Source organism: Halorubrum trapanicum, assembly GCF_017873555.1.
Classification (GTDB): Archaea; Halobacteriota; Halobacteria; order Halobacteriales; family Haloferacaceae; genus Halorubrum; species Halorubrum trapanicum.
Genome location: NZ_JAGGKE010000002.1, coordinates 284,403 through 303,792 on the forward strand (window position 1 = coordinate 284,403; position 19,390 = coordinate 303,792).

A 19,390-nucleotide genomic window follows, 5' to 3' on the forward strand; every position below is an offset into this window, starting at 1 on the left:
GAAGTCCCCGGCGCGCGAGCGCGGTCGCATGGAGACGACAGACGCGTTCATCGGCCTGACCTGCGTCGACTGCGGGGAGACGTTCGACGCGGAGACGGCGACACACCGCTGTCCCGACTGCGACGGCATCCTCGACCCCGACTACGACTACGACCGCGTTGAGCTGACCCCGGAGACGCTCGACTCGCGTCCCGACGGGTCGATGTGGCGGTACGCGGAGCTGCTCCCGTTCCCGGCCGAGACGGCGGTGTCGCTCGGGGAGGGCGCGACGCCGCTCGTGGAGTGCCCGGCGCTGGCGGACGCGATGGGCGTCGGGCGCGTCCTCCTGAAAGACGAGGGCGCGAATCCCACGGGGACGTTCAAGGACCGCGGGCAGGCGGCCGCGATGACGGCGGCGCGCGAGCACGGCGCGAGCGAGGTCGCGCTGAACAGCGCCGGCAACGCGGGGCAGGCGGCCGCGGCGTACGCGGCCCGGGCGGACTTAGCGGCGCACGTGTTCCTCCCCTCGCGGGCGGGGTTCACCCAGAAGGCGATGACGGAGGTCCACGGCGCCGACCTCACCGTCACCGACCCCATCGACGGGAACTCGCAGATCGGCGACGCCGGGACGGCCTACGCCGAGGCGATGGACGACCACCCGGAGTGGTACTCGACGAAGACGTTCGTCACCCCGTACCGCCACGAGGGGAAGAAGACGATGGCGCTGGAGCTGCTGGCGCAGCTCGACTGGGAGGCGCCCGACGCGGTCGTCTACCCGACCGGCGGCGGCGTCGGGCTGGTGGGAATGCACAAGGCCGCCCGGGAGGCCAGAGATCTTGGGTGGACCGACGAGCTGGTCCCGATGTACGCCGCGCAGGCCGCGGGCTGTGCGCCGGTCGTTGACGCCTACGAGTCGGGCGCGGAGCGGCACGAGCCGCTCGACGACGACGAGGTCGACACGGCCTGTAACGGGATCGCGATCCCGGATCCCGGCGCGAGTCACCTCATCCTGAAGGCGATCCGCGAGTCCGACGGCGGGGCGGTGGCGACGACGGACCGGGAGATCCTCGACGCCGCCATCGACGTGGCGCGGGCGGAGGGGCTTGAGGTCGGTGCGACCTGCGCGGCCGCGGTCTCCGGCGCGTTCGCGCTCGCGGAGTCGGGCGAGTTCGGTCCCGACGACACGGTCGTCCTGCTGAACACCGGCGCCGGCAACAAGGACGTGGACGCGCTGCGCGCGCACCTCGGGGAGCGGGAGGCCGAGGCGGGAGAGTAGGCGACAACGGAGCGGGCGACTGCGGACGCGGCCGAGGAGGAGCCGAACCGGAACCACTACGGCGGGGGGTCGCCACCCCTCGCGCATGGAACTCGGCGTCATCGGACTCGGGCGGATGGGGCAGATCGTCGCGAACCGGTCGCTGGAGGCGGGCCACGACGTGGTCGCGTTCGACCTCTCGGCGGAGGCGACCGCGGAGGCGGCGGCGGCGGGCGCGGAGCCGGCCGACTCGGTGGCGGACCTCTGCGACCGGTTGGGTGAGGAAAGGCGCATCTGGCTGATGGTGCCCGCGGGCGACGCGGTCGACGCCACGCTCGCGGACCTGGAACCCCACCTCGATTCCGACGACGTGGTCGTCGACGGCGGGAACTCCCACTTCGAGGCGTCGACCCGCCGCGCCGAGGGGACGGACGCCGCCTACCTCGACTGCGGCACCTCCGGCGGCCCCGCCAGCGCCGAGGCGGGCTTCTCGCTGATGGTCGGGGGTCCGGCGTGGGCCTACGAGGCGATGGTCCCCGTCTTCGACGCGGTGGCGACCGGGCCGGACGGCCACGACCGCATGGGCGAGTCGGGCGCGGGCCACTACGTGAAGATGGTCCACAACGGCGTCGAGTACGCGCTGATGCAGGCGTACGGCGAGGGGTTCGAGCTGCTCACGGACGGGCGCTACGAACTCGACATGGAGTCGGTCGCGCGCACCTGGAACAACGGCGCCGTGATCCGGTCGTGGCTGCTGGAGCTGTGCGAGGAGGCGTTCCGCGAAGAGGGGTCGGACCTCGGCGACGTGGCCGACCGCGTCGCGGGCGGGTCGACGGGCACGTGGACGGTCCAGGAGGCGCTCGAACAGGAGGTTCCCGTGCCGATCATCTATCAGGCGCTCGCGGAGCGGTTCGACTCCCGGAACGAGGGCCGCTTCTCGCGCCGACTGGCGAACCGGCTCCGGTACGGGTTCGGCCGTCACGAGGTTGCGCGGCGCTCCGACGGGGAGTAGGAGCGAGCGAAGTGGGTGGAGCGGGCGGAGCGAGTGGAGCAGGCGGAGCGGGCCGAGCGGGGTAAGCGGACGACGAGAACGGTTCCTTCGTCTGATTATCAGGATCTATCACGTCCGAGAAAGGCTTATGTACGGTCGTGGTAGAGTATACCACGCATAGAATGTTCGAGCGATTCTCGAGCGGCTACTACCTGGGGGAACTGTACGTGGAACCCCACGGCGGCGAGCGCGCCGTCATCCGGCGGGCGGACCACGAACACGTCAACGAACAGCTGTACGCGGACGGCGAGGGCGTCGAGCGACTCGACGCCCCGCTCGTGATGAAAGTCGACGGCGGCCATATCCCGGTCGGCGGCGACGACGACGTCCCGAGCGGCACGCTTGCGATCCCTCAGGAACTCGCCGACGAGACGCTCCCGGACCGGCGGAACGTGCTGTTGGCGGACGCGGACCGCGCCGAGAAGCTCCTGCGCTGGGAGGGGTGGGAGCCGTACGTGAACGCGTAGTACTACTTGATTGCCCCTGTGTTCCGTAATTTCGTCGTCGTGACCGGTTATTTATAAGTGGTTGTCCGTGAGTCGGCGACGACCACCCCCAAAGCCCCAGCCGGGAGGCGGGCGCACGCTCGTTGCGCGCTTCAGTCGCTCGCTTCGCTCGCTCCTTCCAGTGCTTACGTCGCCTGCGCCCGCCTCCCGGCTGCCCCTTTGAGTCCCACCCCGCACAGCACCGCGACCGCTCCTCACGCCTCCCCAGCCTCGTCGGTGGTCCTCCGCTTCGCTCCGGACCACCGACTCCCTCGCGCGTGCTCCTCACGCCCTTCGGGCGTTCGGAGGCACGCGCCACCGCACATCGTTCGTTTATAAGCGGTATCAATATCGTCCTCGCCACAGACGCACCTTTTAGGTCGCGGGAGGTCGCGGATTCGGTATGATCGACAGGCTGCTCGGGCGCGCCGAGCTGAAAGAGCGGATCGAGGAGCTGGAAGAGGAGAAGCGCCACCTCGAACGCCGCGCCGAGGCCGAAGAGGAGCGCCGCTCCGACGCGGTCGCCGACCGCCAGCGCGCCGAGGTGCGCGTCAACGAGCTGGAACACCGGATCGAGTCGCTCGAAGAGCGGCTGGAGCGCGCCGAGGGGACCGAGGAATCGGTCGAGTTTCGGCGGGTGAGCGACCGCAGCGGCGCGCGACTGGTCGACGCGCTCGACCGCTTTCGGAGCGTCGAGAGCGACGACCCCGAGGGGCTGCTCACGGCGTATGTCCCGGACGCCGACTCGGTCCCGGCGACCGTCTCGGACTGGTTCGGCGACCGCACGGAGCTGGTCCGGCGCGCCGCGCCCGCGGTCGCCCTCGCCGACGACACCGGCGCGGTGAGCGTCGCGCTGACGCCGCCGATCGAACCCGAACCGTTCGACCGGTGGAGCGACCGGTTCCGGCTCGACGACGCGTGGTTCCGCCCGACCGGCCGGTTCGCGTTCGCCGTGGTCCGCTCGGACACCTTCGCCGTCGGCACCTACGAGGGCGACGAGCGGGTCGACTTCGAGGGGTTCGCGAGCGACGTGAAGGAGACCCACTCGAAGGGCGGCTTCTCGCAGGGGCGCTTCGAGCGCCGCCGCGAGGGGCAGATCGACGATCACCTGAAGAAGGCGAACGAGGCGCTCGCGGCGGTCGCCGCGGAGGACGAGGTCGACCGCGTGATCGCCGTCGGCGAGCGCAGCGTCCTCGGTCGGGTGCGCGACCGCGCCGACGTCACCGACGTCTCGGACGCGACGGGTAAGCCGAAGGCGGCGCTCGACGACGCGTTCCGCGACTTCTGGCGGGTTCGCCTCCGCGCGATCTGAGCGGAGCGAGAAGCGATCCGTCCCGAGTCAGAACGGCGACTCGGGACCTTCGTCGGCGTCCCCGGCGTCGGATCCGTCGTCCGGTTCGTCGGACTCGGTCAGCTCGCCGATCGCCTTCTCCCACGCCTCGATGCCGCCGCGGAGGCTCTCGACGCGCGCGTTCTGCGTCCCCTCGTAGCTACCGATCAGTTGGGCCGCCTGCTGGCTGGCGACGCCGTGCGGACAGACGGTGACGATCCGGTCTGCCCCTTCCAGTTCCGCGACCCGACTCGTCAGCTCCGGGAACGGGATACACTCGCTGCCGGGGAGGTGCCCGCGGTCGAACGCCCGCAGGTCACGGATGTCGACGACGCGGAGCGATTCGGCTTCGTCGTCGGGGTCGCCGGCGGAGCCGTCGGCGCGCTCCTCGAGCAGCGCCGACAGCTCCTCGGGGTCGATTTCGCCGTCCATCAGGGGAGGGGAGCGATGCTGGCCGTGAGCACGGCTCGGTCGTCGGTGTCGTTGCGCGCGCCGTGGATCGCGCCCCGCTCGTTTTCCACCACCGCGGGCGCCGCGAGCGCCGCCTCGTGGTCGTCGCGGACCACCGTCGGCTCTCCCTCCAACACGTGGAACACGTTCGTGGCGTCGGCGTGTTCGTGGGCGTCGACGGCCGCGTCCGGGCCGAGGACGAACGCCTTCACGAGCACGTCGTCGGTGACGACGAGCTCCGCGGTCTCGACCTCGCCGGGTGCCGGGTCGAGACCGGAGACCGCCGCCGCGTAGCTGTCGAGCGTCATACTCGTCTCTCGCGCGGCACGGGGAAAAGTCGCGCGCTCGGGACCGGAAACGGAGCCGGTCGGGACGAATCCGGGGGCGGTCGGGACGAATCCGGGGGCGGTCGGGACGAATCCGGGACCGGGAATCAGTACGAGGGCGACTCCTCCGGCTCGCCGTCCCGCGCGTTGACGACCCGACCGAGCGTGAACAGGAGGTCGGAGAGCCGGTTGAGGTAGGTGACGACGGCCTCGTTTATCGGCTCCGAGCGCGCGAGGTCGACGACCCGGCGTTCGGCGCGTCGCACGACGGTGCGCGCGTGGTGGAGCGCCGCACCCGCCTCGCCGCCGCCGGGCAGGATGAACGACCGGAGCGGTTCCAGCTCCTCGTCGAACGCGTCGATGTGCTCCTCTAACTCCTCGGTGTGGTCGCTCTCGACCTGCGGGTCGTCCGGGTCGGGGTCCGGGTTCGCGAGGTCCGCCTGAACGACGTGGAGGTGGTTCTGAACCGTCTCCAGGAGGTCGTCGACATCGTCGTGGCCCGTCGGGCGGACCGTCCCGAGTAGCGCGTTCGCCTCGTCGACGGAACCGTACGCCTCGATGCGGTGGCTCGACTTCGAGACGCGGCTCATGTCCCGGAGGTCGGTCTCGCCCTCGTCGCCGCGGCCGGTGTAGATGCTCATGCGAGGGTCCTCTCGACGTACTCGACGATGTTCGCGCTCTCGGCCATCGTCACGCCGCGCTCCGCGTCGACGAGGACGGGGACGCCACGCTGGCCGCTGACGCGCTTGACCTCGTTCCGCTCGGAGTGGAGCGCTTCCACCCACTCGGTCTCGTACTCGACGCCCGCGTCGTCTAGGGCGTCGGCGACCTTCTCGCACCACGGACACCCGTCGAGGGCGTACAGTCGAACGCTCATACCGATCGATCCGTCCGCGGCGTCAAGAAGGTGTGCGTCCGGCTCACCCTCGGTCACCGGGGGAGTCGTCCCGGCCGGTTCAGAGGTCGTGGTACGACTCCATCCCGGCCCGGTGTTCCTCCGGGATCGGCGCCGGCTCGCCGGTGTCGGGGTCGAGCGAGACGAGCGTCGCCTCGGCCTCCGCGGCGACGGCGTCGCCGACCCGGACCTCGTGGGTCATCGTCGCGCTCGATCGCCCGAGGTCGGCCACGTCGACGGTGACGGTGACCTCGCCGTCGGCGAGTTCGACCGGGCGCCGGAAGTCGATCGAGATCGACGCCAGCACGGTCGACGCCCGCGAGATGTCGGCGTCGAGGACGTCGCGGAAGTACCGCGTCCGCGCCTGCTCGATGTACGTCGCGTAGACGGCGTTGTTGACGTGGCCCATCGCGTCGATGTCGCGGAACCGCACGTCGATGTCCGCGGTGTACGTTCCCATATCCGACCCACTAACGGCGATCGTATGTAGGCGTCGGGATCGGAAGGACGCCGGACACGTCGGGATCGGAAGGACGCCGGACACGTCGGGATCGGAAGGACGCCGGACACGTCGGGATCGACGGCGACGGACGCGTCGGAACCGGGCCGACGAGCTGCCAACGTATAAAAACGACACGCGCCAACTAAGGGGGTATGGACAACGGAGCGATCGACGACGTCGACAGGGCGATCCTGTACGCGCTGCAGGCCGACGCCCGAAACACGTCGTCCGGGGACATCGCGGAGCGGACCGGAACCTCCGACAGCACCGTCCGCAAGCGGATCGGGCGCCTCGAGTCCGACGGCGTGATCAAGGGGTACAGCGCCAACGTCGACTACCAGCGGTCGGGGTATCCGCTCCGGATGCTGCTCTACTGCACCGCGTCGATACCGGAGCGCGGCGAACTGATCCCCGACATCCTGGAGATCGACGGCGTCGTGTCGGTCCAGGAGCTGGTGACCGGCGAACAGAACCTCCTCGTGACCGTCGTCGGCGAGTCGGACAACGACATCACGCCCGTGGCGCAGGCGCTCCTCGACATGGGCGTCACCGTCGCCGACGAGGTCCTCGTGCGGACCCACGAGACGACCCCCTTCGGGAGGTTCGACACCGAGGGGCGCGACGACGGATAGCGACTCGCTAATTCCCTAACGGGTCGGCCCCATACCTTTAAAAAACAAGTACAAACCACGGTATGCGATTTTTCACCAGGACCGTCATTACGGGCGTAGTCATCGGCTCGGCGGTTGGTATTATCGCAGGCGAACTCATCGGCCCGGACGGGTGGGCGCTCGGCGGAGCGGTAGCGGGTGGGGCCATCGGCAGGAGAAGTACCGATCTCGCGGAATCGATAGTCGAGAGTTCGAAGGCCGGTGTACTCACTGCCGTCGTGTTCGCGGCGGTTTTCGGATTCGGTAGCGGTGTACGCGCCGCGATCGATACAGGGAGTCCGGAATTACTGGCACAGGGTCTGGGACCGTTCTTTTCGATCGCACTTATATACGGATTCGGTTGTTTCATCGCCGCCGCCGCCACCGGCGCGATTGTTCACGTCGTCCAAAATTCGAGATAGGTAGTGGATACACAACGCTCATCGATCGCCCGTTTCAGGCGAGAATCTATCTGAAGAAGCGGATTCCAACGGAGCCACGTAGACGGGGCGTTTCGTGACGTGGGTCGTGGTGTGTCGCCGAGAGGCTGACCTGCCGGTCGGAACGCCGATAAACATAACGTTCTATAATCAGGTTCTTTCGAACGTTTTGTGAATACAGACAGTTTTAATAGACATTATGTTCTCAAAACTGGGTAGAGACGACCGAAATCGGAGTCCGGGGCGATGCGGGTTCCGAGCGGTCGTGCGAAGAGTCGAACGATGTCAGGACGCACCTCGAAGCCGACGGTCGGAGCGCTCCGGGAGACGGGCGAGTCGTCGTCCGTCCCCGCGGTATTGACGTGGCTCGCGTGGTCGCTGTTCGCCGCGAGCGTCGCCGCGCTCGTCGCCCGAGTCCGACTCGGGGGGGCGTGGGAGATCCCCGGCGCGGTCGCCGTCGACGGGCTGACCGTCCTGCTGTGGGTTGTTGTCACCTTCTTCAGCGGGATCGTTCACAGCTACTCGCGCCGCTACATGGCCGGGAGCGCCCACGTGACCGACTTCTTCCTCGGGGTCTTCGCGTTCACGCTCGCCGTGATGGCGCTCGTCGCGGCCGACCACGTCGCGCTGTTCTGGCTGTGCTGGCTGGCGATGGGGCTGCTGATGGCGCGGCTCATCGGGACCGTCGACGGCTGGCCGCAGGCGCGGGCGGCCGCGAGCGTCGCTCGGCGGTCCTTCCTCGCGAGCAGCGCGCTCCTCGGCGTCGCGCTCGCGGCGCTGTGGTGGGCGACGGGCGCGACGACGGTCTCCGGCGTCGCCGCGAGCGCCGACGGTCTCGGCGGCCCCGCGTGGGTCGTCGCCGCGGTCGCGCTCGTCCTCGCGGCGATGCTCCAGTCGGCGCTCGTCCCGTTCCACGGCTGGCTGCTCTCCTCGATGACCGCCCCGACGCCCGCCTCGGCGCTGATGCACGCCGGGTTCGTCAACGCGGGGGGCGTCCTGTTGACCCGCTTCGCCCCGGTCGTGACCGTCGACGCCGCGCTCATGCTCGGCGTCGTGGCCGTGGGGGCGACCAGCGCCCTGCTGGGCAAGCTGCTCAAGACGGTCCAGCCGGACGTGAAAAGCGAACTGGGCTGTTCGACGGTCGGACAGATGGGGTTCATGATCATGCAGGCCGGTCTCGGCTTCTTCGGGGCCGCGATCACGCACCTGATCGTCCACGGCTTCTACAAGGCGTACCACTTCCTCAGCGCGGGCGAGGAGGTCGAGCACGCGGTCCCGACCGAGGAGGCCCACTCCGAGACGAGCGCCGTCGGCGCGGTCGTCGTGCTGGCGACCGGACTGGCGGGCGGCGCGACGTTCGCGGTCCTCACTGGGAAGGGCACGAGCGTCGACAGCGGACTGCTGCTCGCGGCGCTCGTCGCGCTCACGACGCTCCACGCGGCCCGGAGCGCCCTCCGGCAGACCGCGCTGTCGCCGGCGGCCCGCTACGGCGCGATCCCGCTGGTCTTCCTGCCGGCCATCGCGGGCTACGCGCTCGTCTACGAGGCCGTTTCGAGCGTCCTCGCCGGGGTGCCGATGGTCTCCGCGCCGACCGAACTGACCGCGCTCCACGCGCTCGTCGCCGTCGCCTTCCTCGCGGCGTACGTCGCGATCGAGACCGGCGTCCACGAGCGGAGCGAGCGCCTCTACGTCGCGTTGCTGAACGCGGGGCAACCCGCCCCGGAGACGGTGTTGACCGCCACGGAGGAATACGATGAGCACTGAACGCGCCATCAGAGAGAGCATCGACGAAGCCGCGACCACCGTCGGTTCGGTCTGGCCGATCCACTCGTTCGTGACGGCCAACCCGCTTTCCGGCTTTGAGGACGAACCGTTCGCCGAGGCCGTGCCTCGGGCGGCAGACCTCCTCGGCGGTCGCGGCTATCCGAGTCCGGAGACGTTCCGGGCGGCCCTCGACGACGGCCGGATCGACCCGGAACTGCTCGACGCGGAGCTGGCCGAGCGGGGGTACGATGACGACCCCGAGACGCTGCTGGAGCGGATGGAGACCGGCGGCGAGACGACGGATCCGACCGGCGGCGAGCGCGGAGGGCCGTCCGGCGACGGCGAGACCGAGGACCCGGAGGCCGAACGGGTCGACCGCGTGCTCGCGAAGTGGCTGTCGGCGTTCCTCGACGAGGGGCAGGCGGAGTGGTCGATGCCGAACCGGGAGGACGGGTTCTACGACGCCTTCCGGTCGGTGGTCCCGTACGACGACGAGATACCCGACGAGGGCGTCGTGGCCGACCTCCCGGCGTCGCCGATCGAGGCCGTCGAGTCCGTGTTGGCGCCGTACCCCGAGGGGCGGTGGAACTCCGTCTTCGAGGCGCAGTTCGCCGCGCTCCCCGGCTGGACCGGGCTGATCAAGCGCCGCGCCGCGGACGGCGGCGCGTGGCAGGCCGCGCACCCGATCACCCTCGAAGGGTACCTCGCGGTCCGGATCGCCTTACTCGACGCCTTCGACGCCGACGTCTCCCCCTCGTCCGATCCGGGCGACGCGGAGACCGAGACGACAGTCGAACTGGCGGACGCGTTCCTGAGCGCGTGGGAGGCGAGCTACCGCGGCGAGCTGGTCGAGCGGGTCGCCGCCGAGAGCGAGGCCCGCGCCGAGGCGAGCGACGCCCGCGCCGACGGCGGCGCGTCGGCGCGGCCGGACGCGCAGCTGGTCTTCTGTATCGACACGCGCTCGGAGGTCATTCGGCGTCACGTCGAGGCGACCGGCGACTACGAGACCCACGGGTACGCCGGCTTCTTCGGCGTCCCGATGGAGTACCGGGGGTACGACGCCGACGTGTCCGTCGACGCCTGTCCCCCCATCGTCGACGCGCAACACCGGGTTTCCGAGGTGCCGACCGACGAGGACGCGCGGGCCAGTCGCGACCGCTGGACGGACTTCCGCGAGGCCGCCGGCGAGGTGATCGAGACGCTGAAGTCCAACCCCGCCACCGCGTTCAGCTTCGTCGAGGGCGCCGGGAGCGGATACGGGGTCGCGCTCGCGGCGCGCACGCTCGTTCCCGGACGGGTGGCCGACCTGCTCGCCGCGGCCGACGACTCGGCGCCCGACGACCACGAGTTCTGCGAGCCGGGCGTTCACCGGCGTGACGGCTCCGGCGAGGGGCTTCCGGCGGGGTTGACCCGCGACGAGAAGGTCGAGTACGCCGCGACCGCCTTCGATCTGATGGGCGTAGAGGAGTTCGGTCGCCTCGTCGTCTTCACCGGGCACGCGGCCGAGACGGCCAACAACCCCTACGACTCCAGCCTGGACTGCGGCGCCTGCGCCGGCAATCCCGGCGGGCCGAACGCCCGCGCTCTCGCCGCGATCTGTAACGACCCCGAGGTCAGGGCGGATCTGCGCGAGCGCGGCCACGACGTGCCCGACGACACGCTCTTCCTCGCCGCGGAACACAACACGACGACCGACGAGATCGAGCTGTACGACGGCGACGTGCCCGACTCGCACGCCGCGGACCTCGCTCGGCTGCGCGCGGACCTCGACGCGGCACGCGAGAACGCGACCGCCGAACGGGTCGGGGACGCGGACGACGACTCGGCGACTCACGGCGACGCGACGGGCGTCGAGGAGGCGGAACGCCGCGCCGGCGACTGGGCCGAGACGCGCCCGGAGTGGGGGTTGGCCGGTAACGCCGGGTTCGTCGTCGGTCCCCGCGAGCTGACGAGCGACCTCGACCTCGACGGGCGCGCCTTCCTCCACTCGTACGACTGGGCGACCGACCCCGACGGCGACGCGCTCGAAGCGATCCTCACCGGCCCGATGGTCGTCACCCAGTGGATCAACGCGCAGTACTACTTCTCGACGGTCGATAACGCGGCGTACGGGAGCGGGTCGAAGGTGACCCACAACCCGGTCGGGAACGTCGGCGTCTATCAGGGCAACGGCGGGGACCTGATGACCGGGCTACCGCTCCAGTCGGTCATGGCCGCCGCCGACGAGCCGTACCACCAGCCGCTCCGCCTCTCGACGGTCCTCCACGCGCCGGTCGACCGCGTCACCGAGGTCTTGGCCGACAACGAGGCGGTGGCCGAACTGCTTGACAACGACTGGCTCTCGCTGACGGTCGTCGACCCGACGCAGGGGCACCGCGCGTTCCACTACGAGGAAGAGCTGGAGTGGACGCCGCTGTCCGAGTCCGAGCGGACCGAACCGCCGGCCGAGGCGCCGACCGCTCCCGCCGTCGCGGACGACTGAGTCCGCATTTCGGGTGCCCGAGACCACCGCTTGCGGTCCCGGGCGCCGCGCACGGTATCAATACTGATTGTCGCGGGACAACCCCTATTCGGTTCGCTCGGCTCTCGGCGGTATGAGGAGCGAACGGCCCGTTGACCTGCTGTACGTCAACGACGACGACCAGCTTCGAGAGCTGGTCTCCACGCAGCTACGCAACGAGAGCGACCGGCTCCGGATCGAGACGGCGGACTCCGCCGTCGAGGGAGAGCGGCTGCTGGAGGCGGAGGCGATCGACTGCGTGCTCTGCGATCACCACATGCCGGACGTGACCGGGGTCGAATTTCTGAAGCGCGTTCGCGAGGAGCGTCCGGATCTCCCCTTCCTGCTCTTCACGAACACCGGGACCGAAGCCGTCGCGAGCGAGAGCATCGAGGCCGGCGTCACGGACTACGTCGTCCAGGACACCGTCGAGAACCAGGCCCCGCTGCTCGCTCGGAAGATCGTCACCTACGTCGAACACCGGCGGGCGCAGCGGGAGCGGGACCGGACGAACGAGCGGCTCCGCGAGATCGCCGCCGTGACCGACCAGGTGTGGTGGGTCTTCTCCCCGACGTGGGACGAGCTGCGGTTCATCAACGACGGTCACGAGGCGATCTTCGGGCAGCCGCCGGCGGAGCTTCGGGACGATCCGACGACGTTCCTCGACCGGATACACGGAGACGACGTGGACCGCGTTCGGCAGGCGATGGAGTCGTGCTCGAAGGGGACGCCGCAGGTGGTCGAGTACAGGGTCGAGAAGTCCGACGCGGTGCGGCTCTGGATCGAATCGCGGTGCAAGCCCATCACCAACGAGGACGGTGAGACCACCTCGCTCGTCGGGCTGACGCGCGACATCACCGACCGGAAGCTGTACCAGCGGGAGCTGACCGAGACGGTCGACCAGCTGGAGGAGTTCACCACGACGGTGTCGCACGACCTCCGGAATCCGTTGAACGTCGCGGCCGGCAACCTCAGCCTCGCGGCCTCGGAGAGCGACGACGACCGCATCGACACGGCGCTGAACGCCGTCACGCGCATGAGCGAGCTCATCGACGAGCTGCTGGCGCTCGCGAAGGAGGGCAAGACGCTCGGCGATCGGCACGACGTTCCGTACGAAGAGATCGTCGCGAAGAGCTACGAGAACGTCCGGGCACCGGAAAGCACTCTACGCGTTACGGGGAGCGTCACGCTGTCGTGCGACTCCGCGCGACTCACCGAGGCGGTCGAGAACATCGTCCGCAACGCCGTCGAACACGGCGGCAGCGACGTCACGCTCACCGCCGGCGTACTGCCCGACGAGAGCGGCGTGTTCATCGAAGACGACGGACCCGGCGTTCCGCCCGAGGAGCGCGAACGTGTCTTCGAGAAGGGACACACGACTCGGGAGGACGGCAGCGGGTTCGGACTCGCGATCGTCGAACGGATCGTCGACGCGCACGGCTGGGAGATCCGCGTCGCCGACCACGCGGCCAGCGGCGCCCGCTTCGAGATCGTAACCTGAAACCGAGGGACGGAACCGAACCGACCGGGGACGATTCAGACGCCCGGGACGCCGAACGCGCTGATGCTGAGGTCGAGAACGCCGTTCAGGACTGCGATGACGACCAGCGCGGCGGCCCACGCGACCAGCCCCATGATCGCCGCGTCCTTCCAGCCGCCGGGATACCGCCACTTGATCACCCACACCCACGCGATCAGCGCGACCAGCGACCCGATCAGGGGGATCAGCGACCCGATCGCCCACGCGAGGGCGCCGAAGAGCGCCGTGACCACCGCGTGCGAGTAGTCGTCGACGCCCGCGACGACGCGGCCGCTAATGTAAATCCCTAATCCACCGACCAACAGCGCGACGACGAACGAGACGATAGCTCCCAGTACCATACACCGTCCCGTCTCGACTCAGAGGGATATAACAGGGGGACAGACTCCCCTCGGATGACACGTACCGGAGAGTCGTCCGGACGGGAGTGTGATATCGAACCGCGGTGAATCCAGCTCAGTACAGCAGCTCGTCGTCGTTCTCGATCATGTACAGCGACCGGGCGGCGATGTTGACCGCGTGGTCGCCGACCCGTTCGAGGTCGCGGATCGTGAGCAGGAGCCGCGAGACGTTCTGCATCGTCGCCTCCACGTCCTCGTCGTCGCGCAGCTCGTCGCGCTCGATCAGGTCGCGGACGACGAGGTCGCTCGCGGCCTCGCAGGCGGCGTCGACGTCGTCGTCCGCCTCGGCGACGGCGTAACACCGGTCGGAGTCCGACTCCGCGTACGCCGCCATCGCCTCGTCGAGCATCGCCAGCGTGTCGTCGCCGATGCGCTGGACGTCGACGTCGGGGAACACCTCGCGGTCGGCCCGCTTGGCGTACTCCCCGAGGTTCGTCGCGAGGTCAGCGATCCGTTCGAGGTCGGTGATAATCTTGAACGACGCCGCGATGAACCGCAGGTCGCCGGCGACCGGCTGCTGGAGCGCGATGAGGTCCGTACACTGCCCCTCCAGTTCGAGGTAGAGGTCGTTGATCTCGGCGTCGCCGGTGATCACTTCCTCGCCAAGTTCCCCGTCCTGCCGTTCGAGGGCGTCGAGTCCCATGCGGAGGCGCTCGGCGACCACTTCGCTCATGTAGAGGACGTCGTCGCGGAGTCCTTCCAGTTTTGTCTGGTACTGTTCGCGTGGCATCGTGTTGGCGTATCCGCCACGCCCGACGCACAAAAACACGTCGGCGGCCGCGGAGTACCGGACGGAATCTCCGGTGATCCGACGTACGGTCGAACGCTGCCCGTGTGTCCGGTGACTTATAGGGCGGGGCGAAACTGACCAGCATGTCACGGAAACTCGATCCGTCGCGGCGGCGCGTCCTGCGCGGCCTCGCGACCGGGGTGACCGCCGGGGCTATCGCGGGCTGTGCCGGCCGCGGCTCCGACGGCACCGGCAACGGAACGGACGGGAACTCGAACGGAACCGACGACGGGACCGGGAGCGCCGAGCCGGTCGCCGGCGGGGAACTGGTGTACTCACAGCAGGTGTCGCCGATCGAGTTCGACCCGATCGTCGTCAACGACATCTACTCGCAGCAGGTGTGTTCGCAGGTGTTCGAGCCGCTGTACGCCTACGACGAGAGCACCAACCCGGTTCCGCACCTCGCGAGCGAGGAGCCGACCGTCGAACGCGACGGGACGCGGTACGTCGTCGAACTGCGAGACGGGCCGCGCTTCCAGAACGGCGACCCGGTCACCGCTGAAGACGTCCGGTACTCGCTTCTCGCGCCGGTCGAGGAGGAGACCGCCAACGCGCCGGACGTGGAGATGATAGACACCGTCGAGGTCGTCGACGACCGGACGGTCCAGATCGACCTCCAGTACGGGTACGGCCCGTTCTACACGCTCGCGCTGACGCGGAGCGTGGTCCCCGAGTCGGTCCGGGAGGCGGACAAGGACGCGTTCAACCTCGAATCGCCGGTCGGCTCGGGACCGTTCGAGTTCGACGACTGGACGGAAGGCGAGTTCGTCGACCTGGTGAAGTGGGACGACTACTGGGGCGATCCGGAGCCGTACCTGGACCGCCTCCGCTTCGAACCCGTCGAGGAGAGCACGACGCGCGTCGTCTCCTTAGAGACCGGCGAGTCGGACGTCGCGGACGGGATCACGCCGCAGACGTGGGAGACGGTTCGGAACGCGGACAACATGTCGCTCCAGTCGGAGCCGGGCATCTCCTACTACTACATCGCGTTCAACTGTAACGAGGGACCGACCGCCGACCCGCAGGTCCGCGAGGCGATCGATTACGCCGTCTCGATGGACCAAGCGGTCTCGAACTTCATCGAACCGGCTGGCGAGCGCAACTACGCGCCGGTGCCGCTCCCGGTCGCGGACTCGTGGGACTTCCCGGTCGACGACTGGGCGGACATCGGCCACGACCGCGACGTCGACCGCGCCGGGGAGCTGCTCGCGGACGCGGGCGTGCCCGAGGACTACAACTTCCGGATCATCGTCCCGCCGGACGACCTCCGCGAACAGATCGGCATCTCGGTCTCGAACGGGCTGAACGAGGCCGGCTACGAGGCGGAGGTGCGCCGGTACGACTGGGGAACCTTCCTCGACACCTACGACACCGGCAACGAGGACGACTACAACATGTACGCGCTGGGCTGGCTCGGCGGTCCCGACCCCGACTCGTACGTGTACAACCTGTTCCACGACGGCCAGATCGGCGCCACCAACGGGACCTACTACGAGAACGACGAGCTCATGGACGAGATCATCGAGGCGCGCCGCGCCAGCGACATCGACGAGCGGCGCGATCTCTACGAGTCGATCATCCCGACGGTGCTCGAAGACCGGGTTCACCTCCCCAGCTACAGCCTGCGCGTCTCCATCGGCGTCCGCGACCACGTCAACGACTTCGTCGCCCACCCGCGCTCGCAGTACAACCCGCGGGTCGTGAGCGACTACAACAACGTGTGGCTCGACCAGTAGCGAACTGGATCATCCAGTAACCGGGACTCGGTCGAAGCGTTCAAACCCCGCCGCGACGACGACTCGGACATGCCGAACATGGAAGACGTGGTTCTCGACGAGAACGAGGAGGCGCTCGCGCCCGCGGTCGTGATCGCGACGGTCGCGCTCCTCGCGGTGTTCGTCGTCGGGGTTCTGGTCTCGGTCGTCGGACTCGTCGCCTGACCGGCCCGCCGTTTCGACGGCGACGAGCGGTCCCGGACCGAAGGCGCAGTTCACGGCCCCGACGCTTTTGGTTCCCCGCCGGGTGTGAGTGGTATGGACCGGCGGATACTCGCGGATCTCCTCGACCGCAACGACGATCACGTCGCTGCGCTCGCGCCCGGCGCCTTCGACCGCCACCGCGACGACCAGCGTCCCGGGGTGGTCTCCGTCTGCTGTTCCGACTCGCGCGTCTCTCAGGAGGGGATGTTCGCCGTCGACGAGCCGGGATTCCTCTTCACCTCCGGTGCCATCGGCAACAGCGTCAGCGCCCTCGTCGACGGCGAGCGCGTCCTCGACGGGAGCGTGGCGTACCCGCTCCGCCACACCCACACCGAGGTCCTCGCCGTGGTCGGCCACACCGGCTGCGGCGCGGTCGGCGCCGCGCTCGCGGCGGCCCGCACCGGCGAGTTCCCGGCCGAGCCGGGCGTCCGCGCCGACGTGGAGGCGCTGCTGCCGATCGTCGAGTCCGGACTGGCCGACCCGGCCGTCGTCGGCGAAGGCGACGAGGGAGCGACCGACGACGCGACGGCCGACGATTGGACGGCCGACGATGCGCCGGTCGACGACGCGTCGGGTAGCGATGAGACGGCCGATGATGCGGACGGTGCTGCCGCTTCCTCGGTTCGCGACCGGCTCGTCGAGTACAACGTCCACGAGCAGGTCGCGTTCGCCCGCGAGAGCGAGGAGGCGGCCGACGCGACGGTGTACGGCTTCGTCTACGACCTCCACGGCGTCTACGGCGACCGCGACGGCGCCGTCTACCTCGTCAACGCCGACGGCGAGCGGGACCCCGCGGCGCTGCGCGAACTCGTGGGCGACGCCCACGCGGACCACGTGACGACGCTGCTGTAGCGGCCGAGCGTCTCAGACGTGCGTCCCGACGCTCGCTCGGCCGGGGACCGCATCCGACAACCGTTTCACCGCGACGCCCGAACGGGGTTCAAATGGACCGACGCGTCCTGTTCGCGACGCTCATCCTGCTGGCCGGCGGCGCGACCGGCGTCGGCGTGGCGCTGTTCGCGTTCGTCGGCGTCGACGACGCCACCACGGAGACCACCGTTGTCTGGGAGTCCGAACCGGCGGCCGGCGACGACGGCAGCGGCGCCGTGGTCGCGACCGTCGACGGAGACCCGCTGCTCCTTCAGCCGGCGGTCGAGAACGGCTCCCGGGTCGTCCGCGCGACGGTCGCGGGAAGCGACGAGACCGCCTGGACGGTCCCGATCTCCGGGCCGGACGCGGAGCGCAGTGGCGGCGACTCGGACGGAAGCGGCGGCGACGCGAACGGGAGCGACGGCGGGCCCGTCGGCGTCAGCGGACTCACGGCGGGGACGCTCACCGGCGACCCGGTCGTGGCGCTCACGACGACGTCCGGGGAGATCGTCGCCGTCGACGCGGCCGCGGGCGCGGAGCGGTTCTCGGTCGACCTCGGCGGTACCGGCGGGCTTCGACCCGCAATCGGCGACCTCACCGGCGACGGGAGTCGGGAAGTCGCGGCGGTCGCGACCGACGGGACCGTCCGCGTCGTCGACCGCGAGGGCGACCCCGTCGCCGAGACCTCGCTGTCGGGCGACGTCAATCGCCGACCCCTCATCGTCGAACCGGACACCGAGGCCGGTTCCCGGGGGGGACTCGCGGTGTTGACGACCGCGGGGAACCCCGCGACGGTCCACATGCTCGACGCGAGCGGCGAGGCGCGCTGGACGACGACGCCGAACGTGAACTCCCTGAGTTGGGCCGCCGCGGACAGCCGAGACGGCCCGGTGCTGGCGCTCGGCGGATCGAACGGCAACCTGGAGACTATCGAGGCGAGCGACGGGTCGGACCGGTACGAGGTCGGGCTTCAGGACCTCCCGGTCGCCGTCGGCGACGCGGACCCCGGCAGAGTGTACGTGGGCGGCTCGGGGAGCGTGTGGGCCGTCGACCTCCTCGACGGCGAGGTCGTCTGGAAACAGCAGTACGGCGCGTCGACGCGGATCAACGAGCCGCGGATGGGCGACGTCGACGGGAACGGCGAACTCGCACCGGTCGCGGTCAACCGCGCCGGCGAGGCGCTCGCGATGACCCAGAGCGGCGAGGTGATCGCTCGGGGCGGCCCGGCCGAGGTCGTCGCCTACGGCGGCCCGCTGTTCGCCGACGTCACGGGGGACGGCGGCGACGAGGTGATCGTGGTCGCGGACGACGGGACCGCGATCGCGGTCGACACCTGAGCCGCCGGCGAACCTGTCCGTCTGTTTATAAGCGTGAGAGTGGAGAAGATCAGCCGACTGCGTGGGATCCGAGGACGGTATTCACCGGAAACGCGGTGTGTCGACTGAGCGAAAGCTCAGCGGAGAAGCGGGCGGAGCGTCTCGGCGGAAAAATCCGGAACCCGGAACGGCCGCGTCAGTGGTCTTCTTCCTCGTACACCCACGCCGCGGTGTCGAGGTCGTAGTCGACGAGCTCCTCGTCGTCGAAGAACAGGTCGATCTCGCGCTCGTTCGCGCCCTCGTCCTCGTGGTCCGACGCGTGGATCACGTTGTGGCCGAGATCGAGTCCGAAGTCGCCGCGGATCGTGCCCGGGGCGGACTCGGCGGGGTCGGTCTCGCCGACCATCGCGCGGACCTGTCGGGTCGCGTCCGCGCCCTCCCACACCATCGCGAAGACGGGACCGGAGGTGATGAACTCGACGAGACCGTCGAAGAACGGCTTGTCCTCGTGTTCGCCGTAGTGCTCCTTCGCGAGCGCCTCGTCGAGCTGGACGAACTTCCCGGCGACGAGCTTGAGCCCGCGGTCCTCGAAGCGAGAGACGATCTCGCCGATGAGTCCGCGCTGGACGCCGTCGGGCTTGACCATCACGAAGGTCCGCTCGTCGTGGTGGCTCACTGGTCGTCGCCTCCCGCGCGGTGGCCCTCCTCGGTCCACTCGACGTCTCGCGCCTCGCGGCCGAGGAAGTAGTTCTTCTCCGCCTTCGAGTCGACGAAGTGGAGGATCTGTCCGTCCTTCTTCACGTACATCGTGCCCGTGCCGGGCTCGATCTCCTCACCGCTGTAATCGCAGGTGCGTGTCTCGACCAT

The 19,390-nt window shown here is 69.5% G+C and carries 22 protein-coding genes; 13 read left to right on the forward strand and 9 right to left on the reverse strand.

The window, feature by feature from the left end; all coding sequences use genetic code 11:
- Positions 1 to 28 precede the first annotated feature (28 nt).
- From J2744_RS03860 to J2744_RS03875, 4 genes are all read left to right on the forward strand, one after another.
- On the forward strand, positions 29 to 1,255 hold the full coding sequence (locus tag J2744_RS03860) for a threonine synthase (RefSeq protein ID WP_209544762.1): 1,227 nt from the start codon (positions 29 to 31) through the stop codon (positions 1,253 to 1,255).
- Between the two features lie 19 nt (positions 1,256 to 1,274).
- The gene (locus J2744_RS03865) at positions 1,275 to 2,246 is read left to right on the forward strand and encodes a decarboxylating 6-phosphogluconate dehydrogenase (RefSeq protein WP_280921405.1); all 972 of its coding nucleotides are present in this window, start codon (positions 1,275 to 1,277) and stop codon (positions 2,244 to 2,246) included.
- A gap of 161 nt (positions 2,247 to 2,407) precedes the next feature.
- Complete coding sequence (locus J2744_RS03870; protein ID WP_209544767.1) at positions 2,408 to 2,752, forward strand: DUF5802 family protein; 345 nt, start codon at positions 2,408 to 2,410, stop codon at positions 2,750 to 2,752.
- Positions 2,753 to 3,173: 421 nt separating this feature from the next.
- Positions 3,174 to 4,082, forward strand: a complete 909-nt coding sequence (locus J2744_RS03875) for a Vms1/Ankzf1 family peptidyl-tRNA hydrolase (RefSeq protein ID WP_209544769.1) — start codon at positions 3,174 to 3,176, stop codon at positions 4,080 to 4,082.
- Positions 4,083 to 4,109: 27 nt separating this feature from the next.
- Here the strand turns inward: J2744_RS03875 and J2744_RS03880 are convergent, their stop codons facing one another.
- The 5 genes from J2744_RS03880 to J2744_RS03900 form a co-directional block, all read right to left on the reverse strand.
- Positions 4,110 to 4,532, reverse strand: a complete 423-nt coding sequence (locus J2744_RS03880) for a rhodanese-like domain-containing protein (RefSeq protein WP_209544778.1) — start codon at positions 4,530 to 4,532, stop codon at positions 4,110 to 4,112.
- Entirely contained in the window at positions 4,532 to 4,858 is a 327-nt protein-coding gene (locus J2744_RS03885) for a cupin domain-containing protein (RefSeq protein ID WP_209544781.1), read from the reverse strand. Before J2744_RS03885 ends, J2744_RS03880 begins: the two co-directional genes overlap by 1 nt.
- Before the next feature lie 125 nt (positions 4,859 to 4,983).
- Positions 4,984 to 5,517: a cob(I)yrinic acid a,c-diamide adenosyltransferase gene (locus J2744_RS03890; RefSeq protein ID WP_209544783.1), complete on the reverse strand. Its 534-nt coding sequence runs from the start codon at positions 5,515 to 5,517 to the stop codon at positions 4,984 to 4,986.
- Positions 5,514 to 5,753, reverse strand: coding sequence for a glutaredoxin family protein (locus J2744_RS03895; RefSeq protein WP_209544785.1), 240 nt, complete (start codon positions 5,751 to 5,753; stop codon positions 5,514 to 5,516). Before J2744_RS03895 ends, J2744_RS03890 begins: the two co-directional genes overlap by 4 nt.
- Positions 5,754 to 5,832: 79 nt before the next feature.
- Positions 5,833 to 6,231, reverse strand: a complete 399-nt coding sequence (locus J2744_RS03900; RefSeq protein ID WP_209544787.1) for an acyl-CoA thioesterase — start codon at positions 6,229 to 6,231, stop codon at positions 5,833 to 5,835.
- 194 nt (positions 6,232 to 6,425) lie between these two features.
- On the opposite strand from J2744_RS03900, the gene J2744_RS03905 reads away from it, so the two are divergent.
- The 5 genes from J2744_RS03905 (at position 6,426) to J2744_RS03925 (ending at position 13,128) form a co-directional block, all read left to right on the forward strand.
- Complete coding sequence (locus tag J2744_RS03905; RefSeq protein WP_209544789.1) at positions 6,426 to 6,905, forward strand: Lrp/AsnC family transcriptional regulator; 480 nt, start codon at positions 6,426 to 6,428, stop codon at positions 6,903 to 6,905.
- A gap of 62 nt (positions 6,906 to 6,967) precedes the next feature.
- Positions 6,968 to 7,345, forward strand: coding sequence for a hypothetical protein (locus J2744_RS03910; RefSeq protein WP_209544791.1), 378 nt, complete (start codon positions 6,968 to 6,970; stop codon positions 7,343 to 7,345).
- Positions 7,346 to 7,645: 300 nt separating this feature from the next.
- Positions 7,646 to 9,127 (forward strand): proton-conducting transporter transmembrane domain-containing protein, encoded by a 1,482-nt coding sequence (locus tag J2744_RS03915; RefSeq protein WP_209544793.1) that lies wholly within the window; start codon positions 7,646 to 7,648, stop codon positions 9,125 to 9,127.
- Positions 9,117 to 11,609, forward strand: a complete 2,493-nt coding sequence (locus tag J2744_RS03920) for a DUF2309 domain-containing protein (RefSeq protein WP_209544795.1) — start codon at positions 9,117 to 9,119, stop codon at positions 11,607 to 11,609. Before J2744_RS03915 ends, J2744_RS03920 begins: the two co-directional genes overlap by 11 nt.
- A gap of 112 nt (positions 11,610 to 11,721) precedes the next feature.
- Positions 11,722 to 13,128 (forward strand): sensor histidine kinase, encoded by a 1,407-nt coding sequence (locus tag J2744_RS03925; RefSeq protein WP_209544797.1) that lies wholly within the window; start codon positions 11,722 to 11,724, stop codon positions 13,126 to 13,128.
- Between the two features lie 35 nt (positions 13,129 to 13,163).
- On the opposite strand, the gene J2744_RS03930 is transcribed toward J2744_RS03925, so the two are convergent.
- Both J2744_RS03930 and phoU read right to left on the reverse strand, forming a co-directional pair.
- Entirely contained in the window at positions 13,164 to 13,508 is a 345-nt protein-coding gene (locus tag J2744_RS03930) for a hypothetical protein (RefSeq protein ID WP_209544800.1), read from the reverse strand.
- A gap of 115 nt (positions 13,509 to 13,623) precedes the next feature.
- Positions 13,624 to 14,298 carry a phosphate signaling complex protein PhoU gene (gene phoU, locus J2744_RS03935; protein ID WP_209544802.1) on the reverse strand — a complete coding sequence of 225 codons (675 nt, stop codon included), beginning with the start codon at positions 14,296 to 14,298 and terminating at the stop codon, positions 13,624 to 13,626.
- 143 nt (positions 14,299 to 14,441) lie between these two features.
- Between phoU and J2744_RS03940 the strand changes: the two genes are divergently transcribed.
- From J2744_RS03940 to J2744_RS03950, 4 genes are all read left to right on the forward strand, one after another.
- Positions 14,442 to 16,094 (forward strand): ABC transporter substrate-binding protein, encoded by a 1,653-nt coding sequence (locus J2744_RS03940; protein ID WP_209544804.1) that lies wholly within the window; start codon positions 14,442 to 14,444, stop codon positions 16,092 to 16,094.
- A gap of 69 nt (positions 16,095 to 16,163) precedes the next feature.
- Positions 16,164 to 16,298 (forward strand): hypothetical protein, encoded by a 135-nt coding sequence (locus J2744_RS15395; RefSeq protein WP_280921403.1) that lies wholly within the window; start codon positions 16,164 to 16,166, stop codon positions 16,296 to 16,298.
- 93 nt (positions 16,299 to 16,391) lie between these two features.
- Entirely contained in the window at positions 16,392 to 17,189 is a 798-nt protein-coding gene (locus J2744_RS03945) for a carbonic anhydrase (RefSeq protein ID WP_209544806.1), read from the forward strand.
- Positions 17,190 to 17,281: 92 nt separating this feature from the next.
- Positions 17,282 to 18,544 carry an outer membrane protein assembly factor BamB family protein gene (locus J2744_RS03950; RefSeq protein WP_209544808.1) on the forward strand — a complete coding sequence of 421 codons (1,263 nt, stop codon included), beginning with the start codon at positions 17,282 to 17,284 and terminating at the stop codon, positions 18,542 to 18,544.
- A 175-nt stretch (positions 18,545 to 18,719) separates the two neighbouring features.
- Here the strand turns inward: J2744_RS03950 and ndk are convergent, their stop codons facing one another.
- Together ndk and J2744_RS03960 are read right to left on the reverse strand one after the other, a co-directional pair.
- Positions 18,720 to 19,199: a nucleoside-diphosphate kinase gene (ndk, locus tag J2744_RS03955; RefSeq protein ID WP_209544810.1), complete on the reverse strand. Its 480-nt coding sequence runs from the start codon at positions 19,197 to 19,199 to the stop codon at positions 18,720 to 18,722.
- Positions 19,196 to 19,390: a 50S ribosomal protein L24e gene (locus J2744_RS03960; protein WP_149798246.1), complete on the reverse strand. Its 195-nt coding sequence runs from the start codon at positions 19,388 to 19,390 to the stop codon at positions 19,196 to 19,198. Before J2744_RS03960 ends, ndk begins: the two co-directional genes overlap by 4 nt.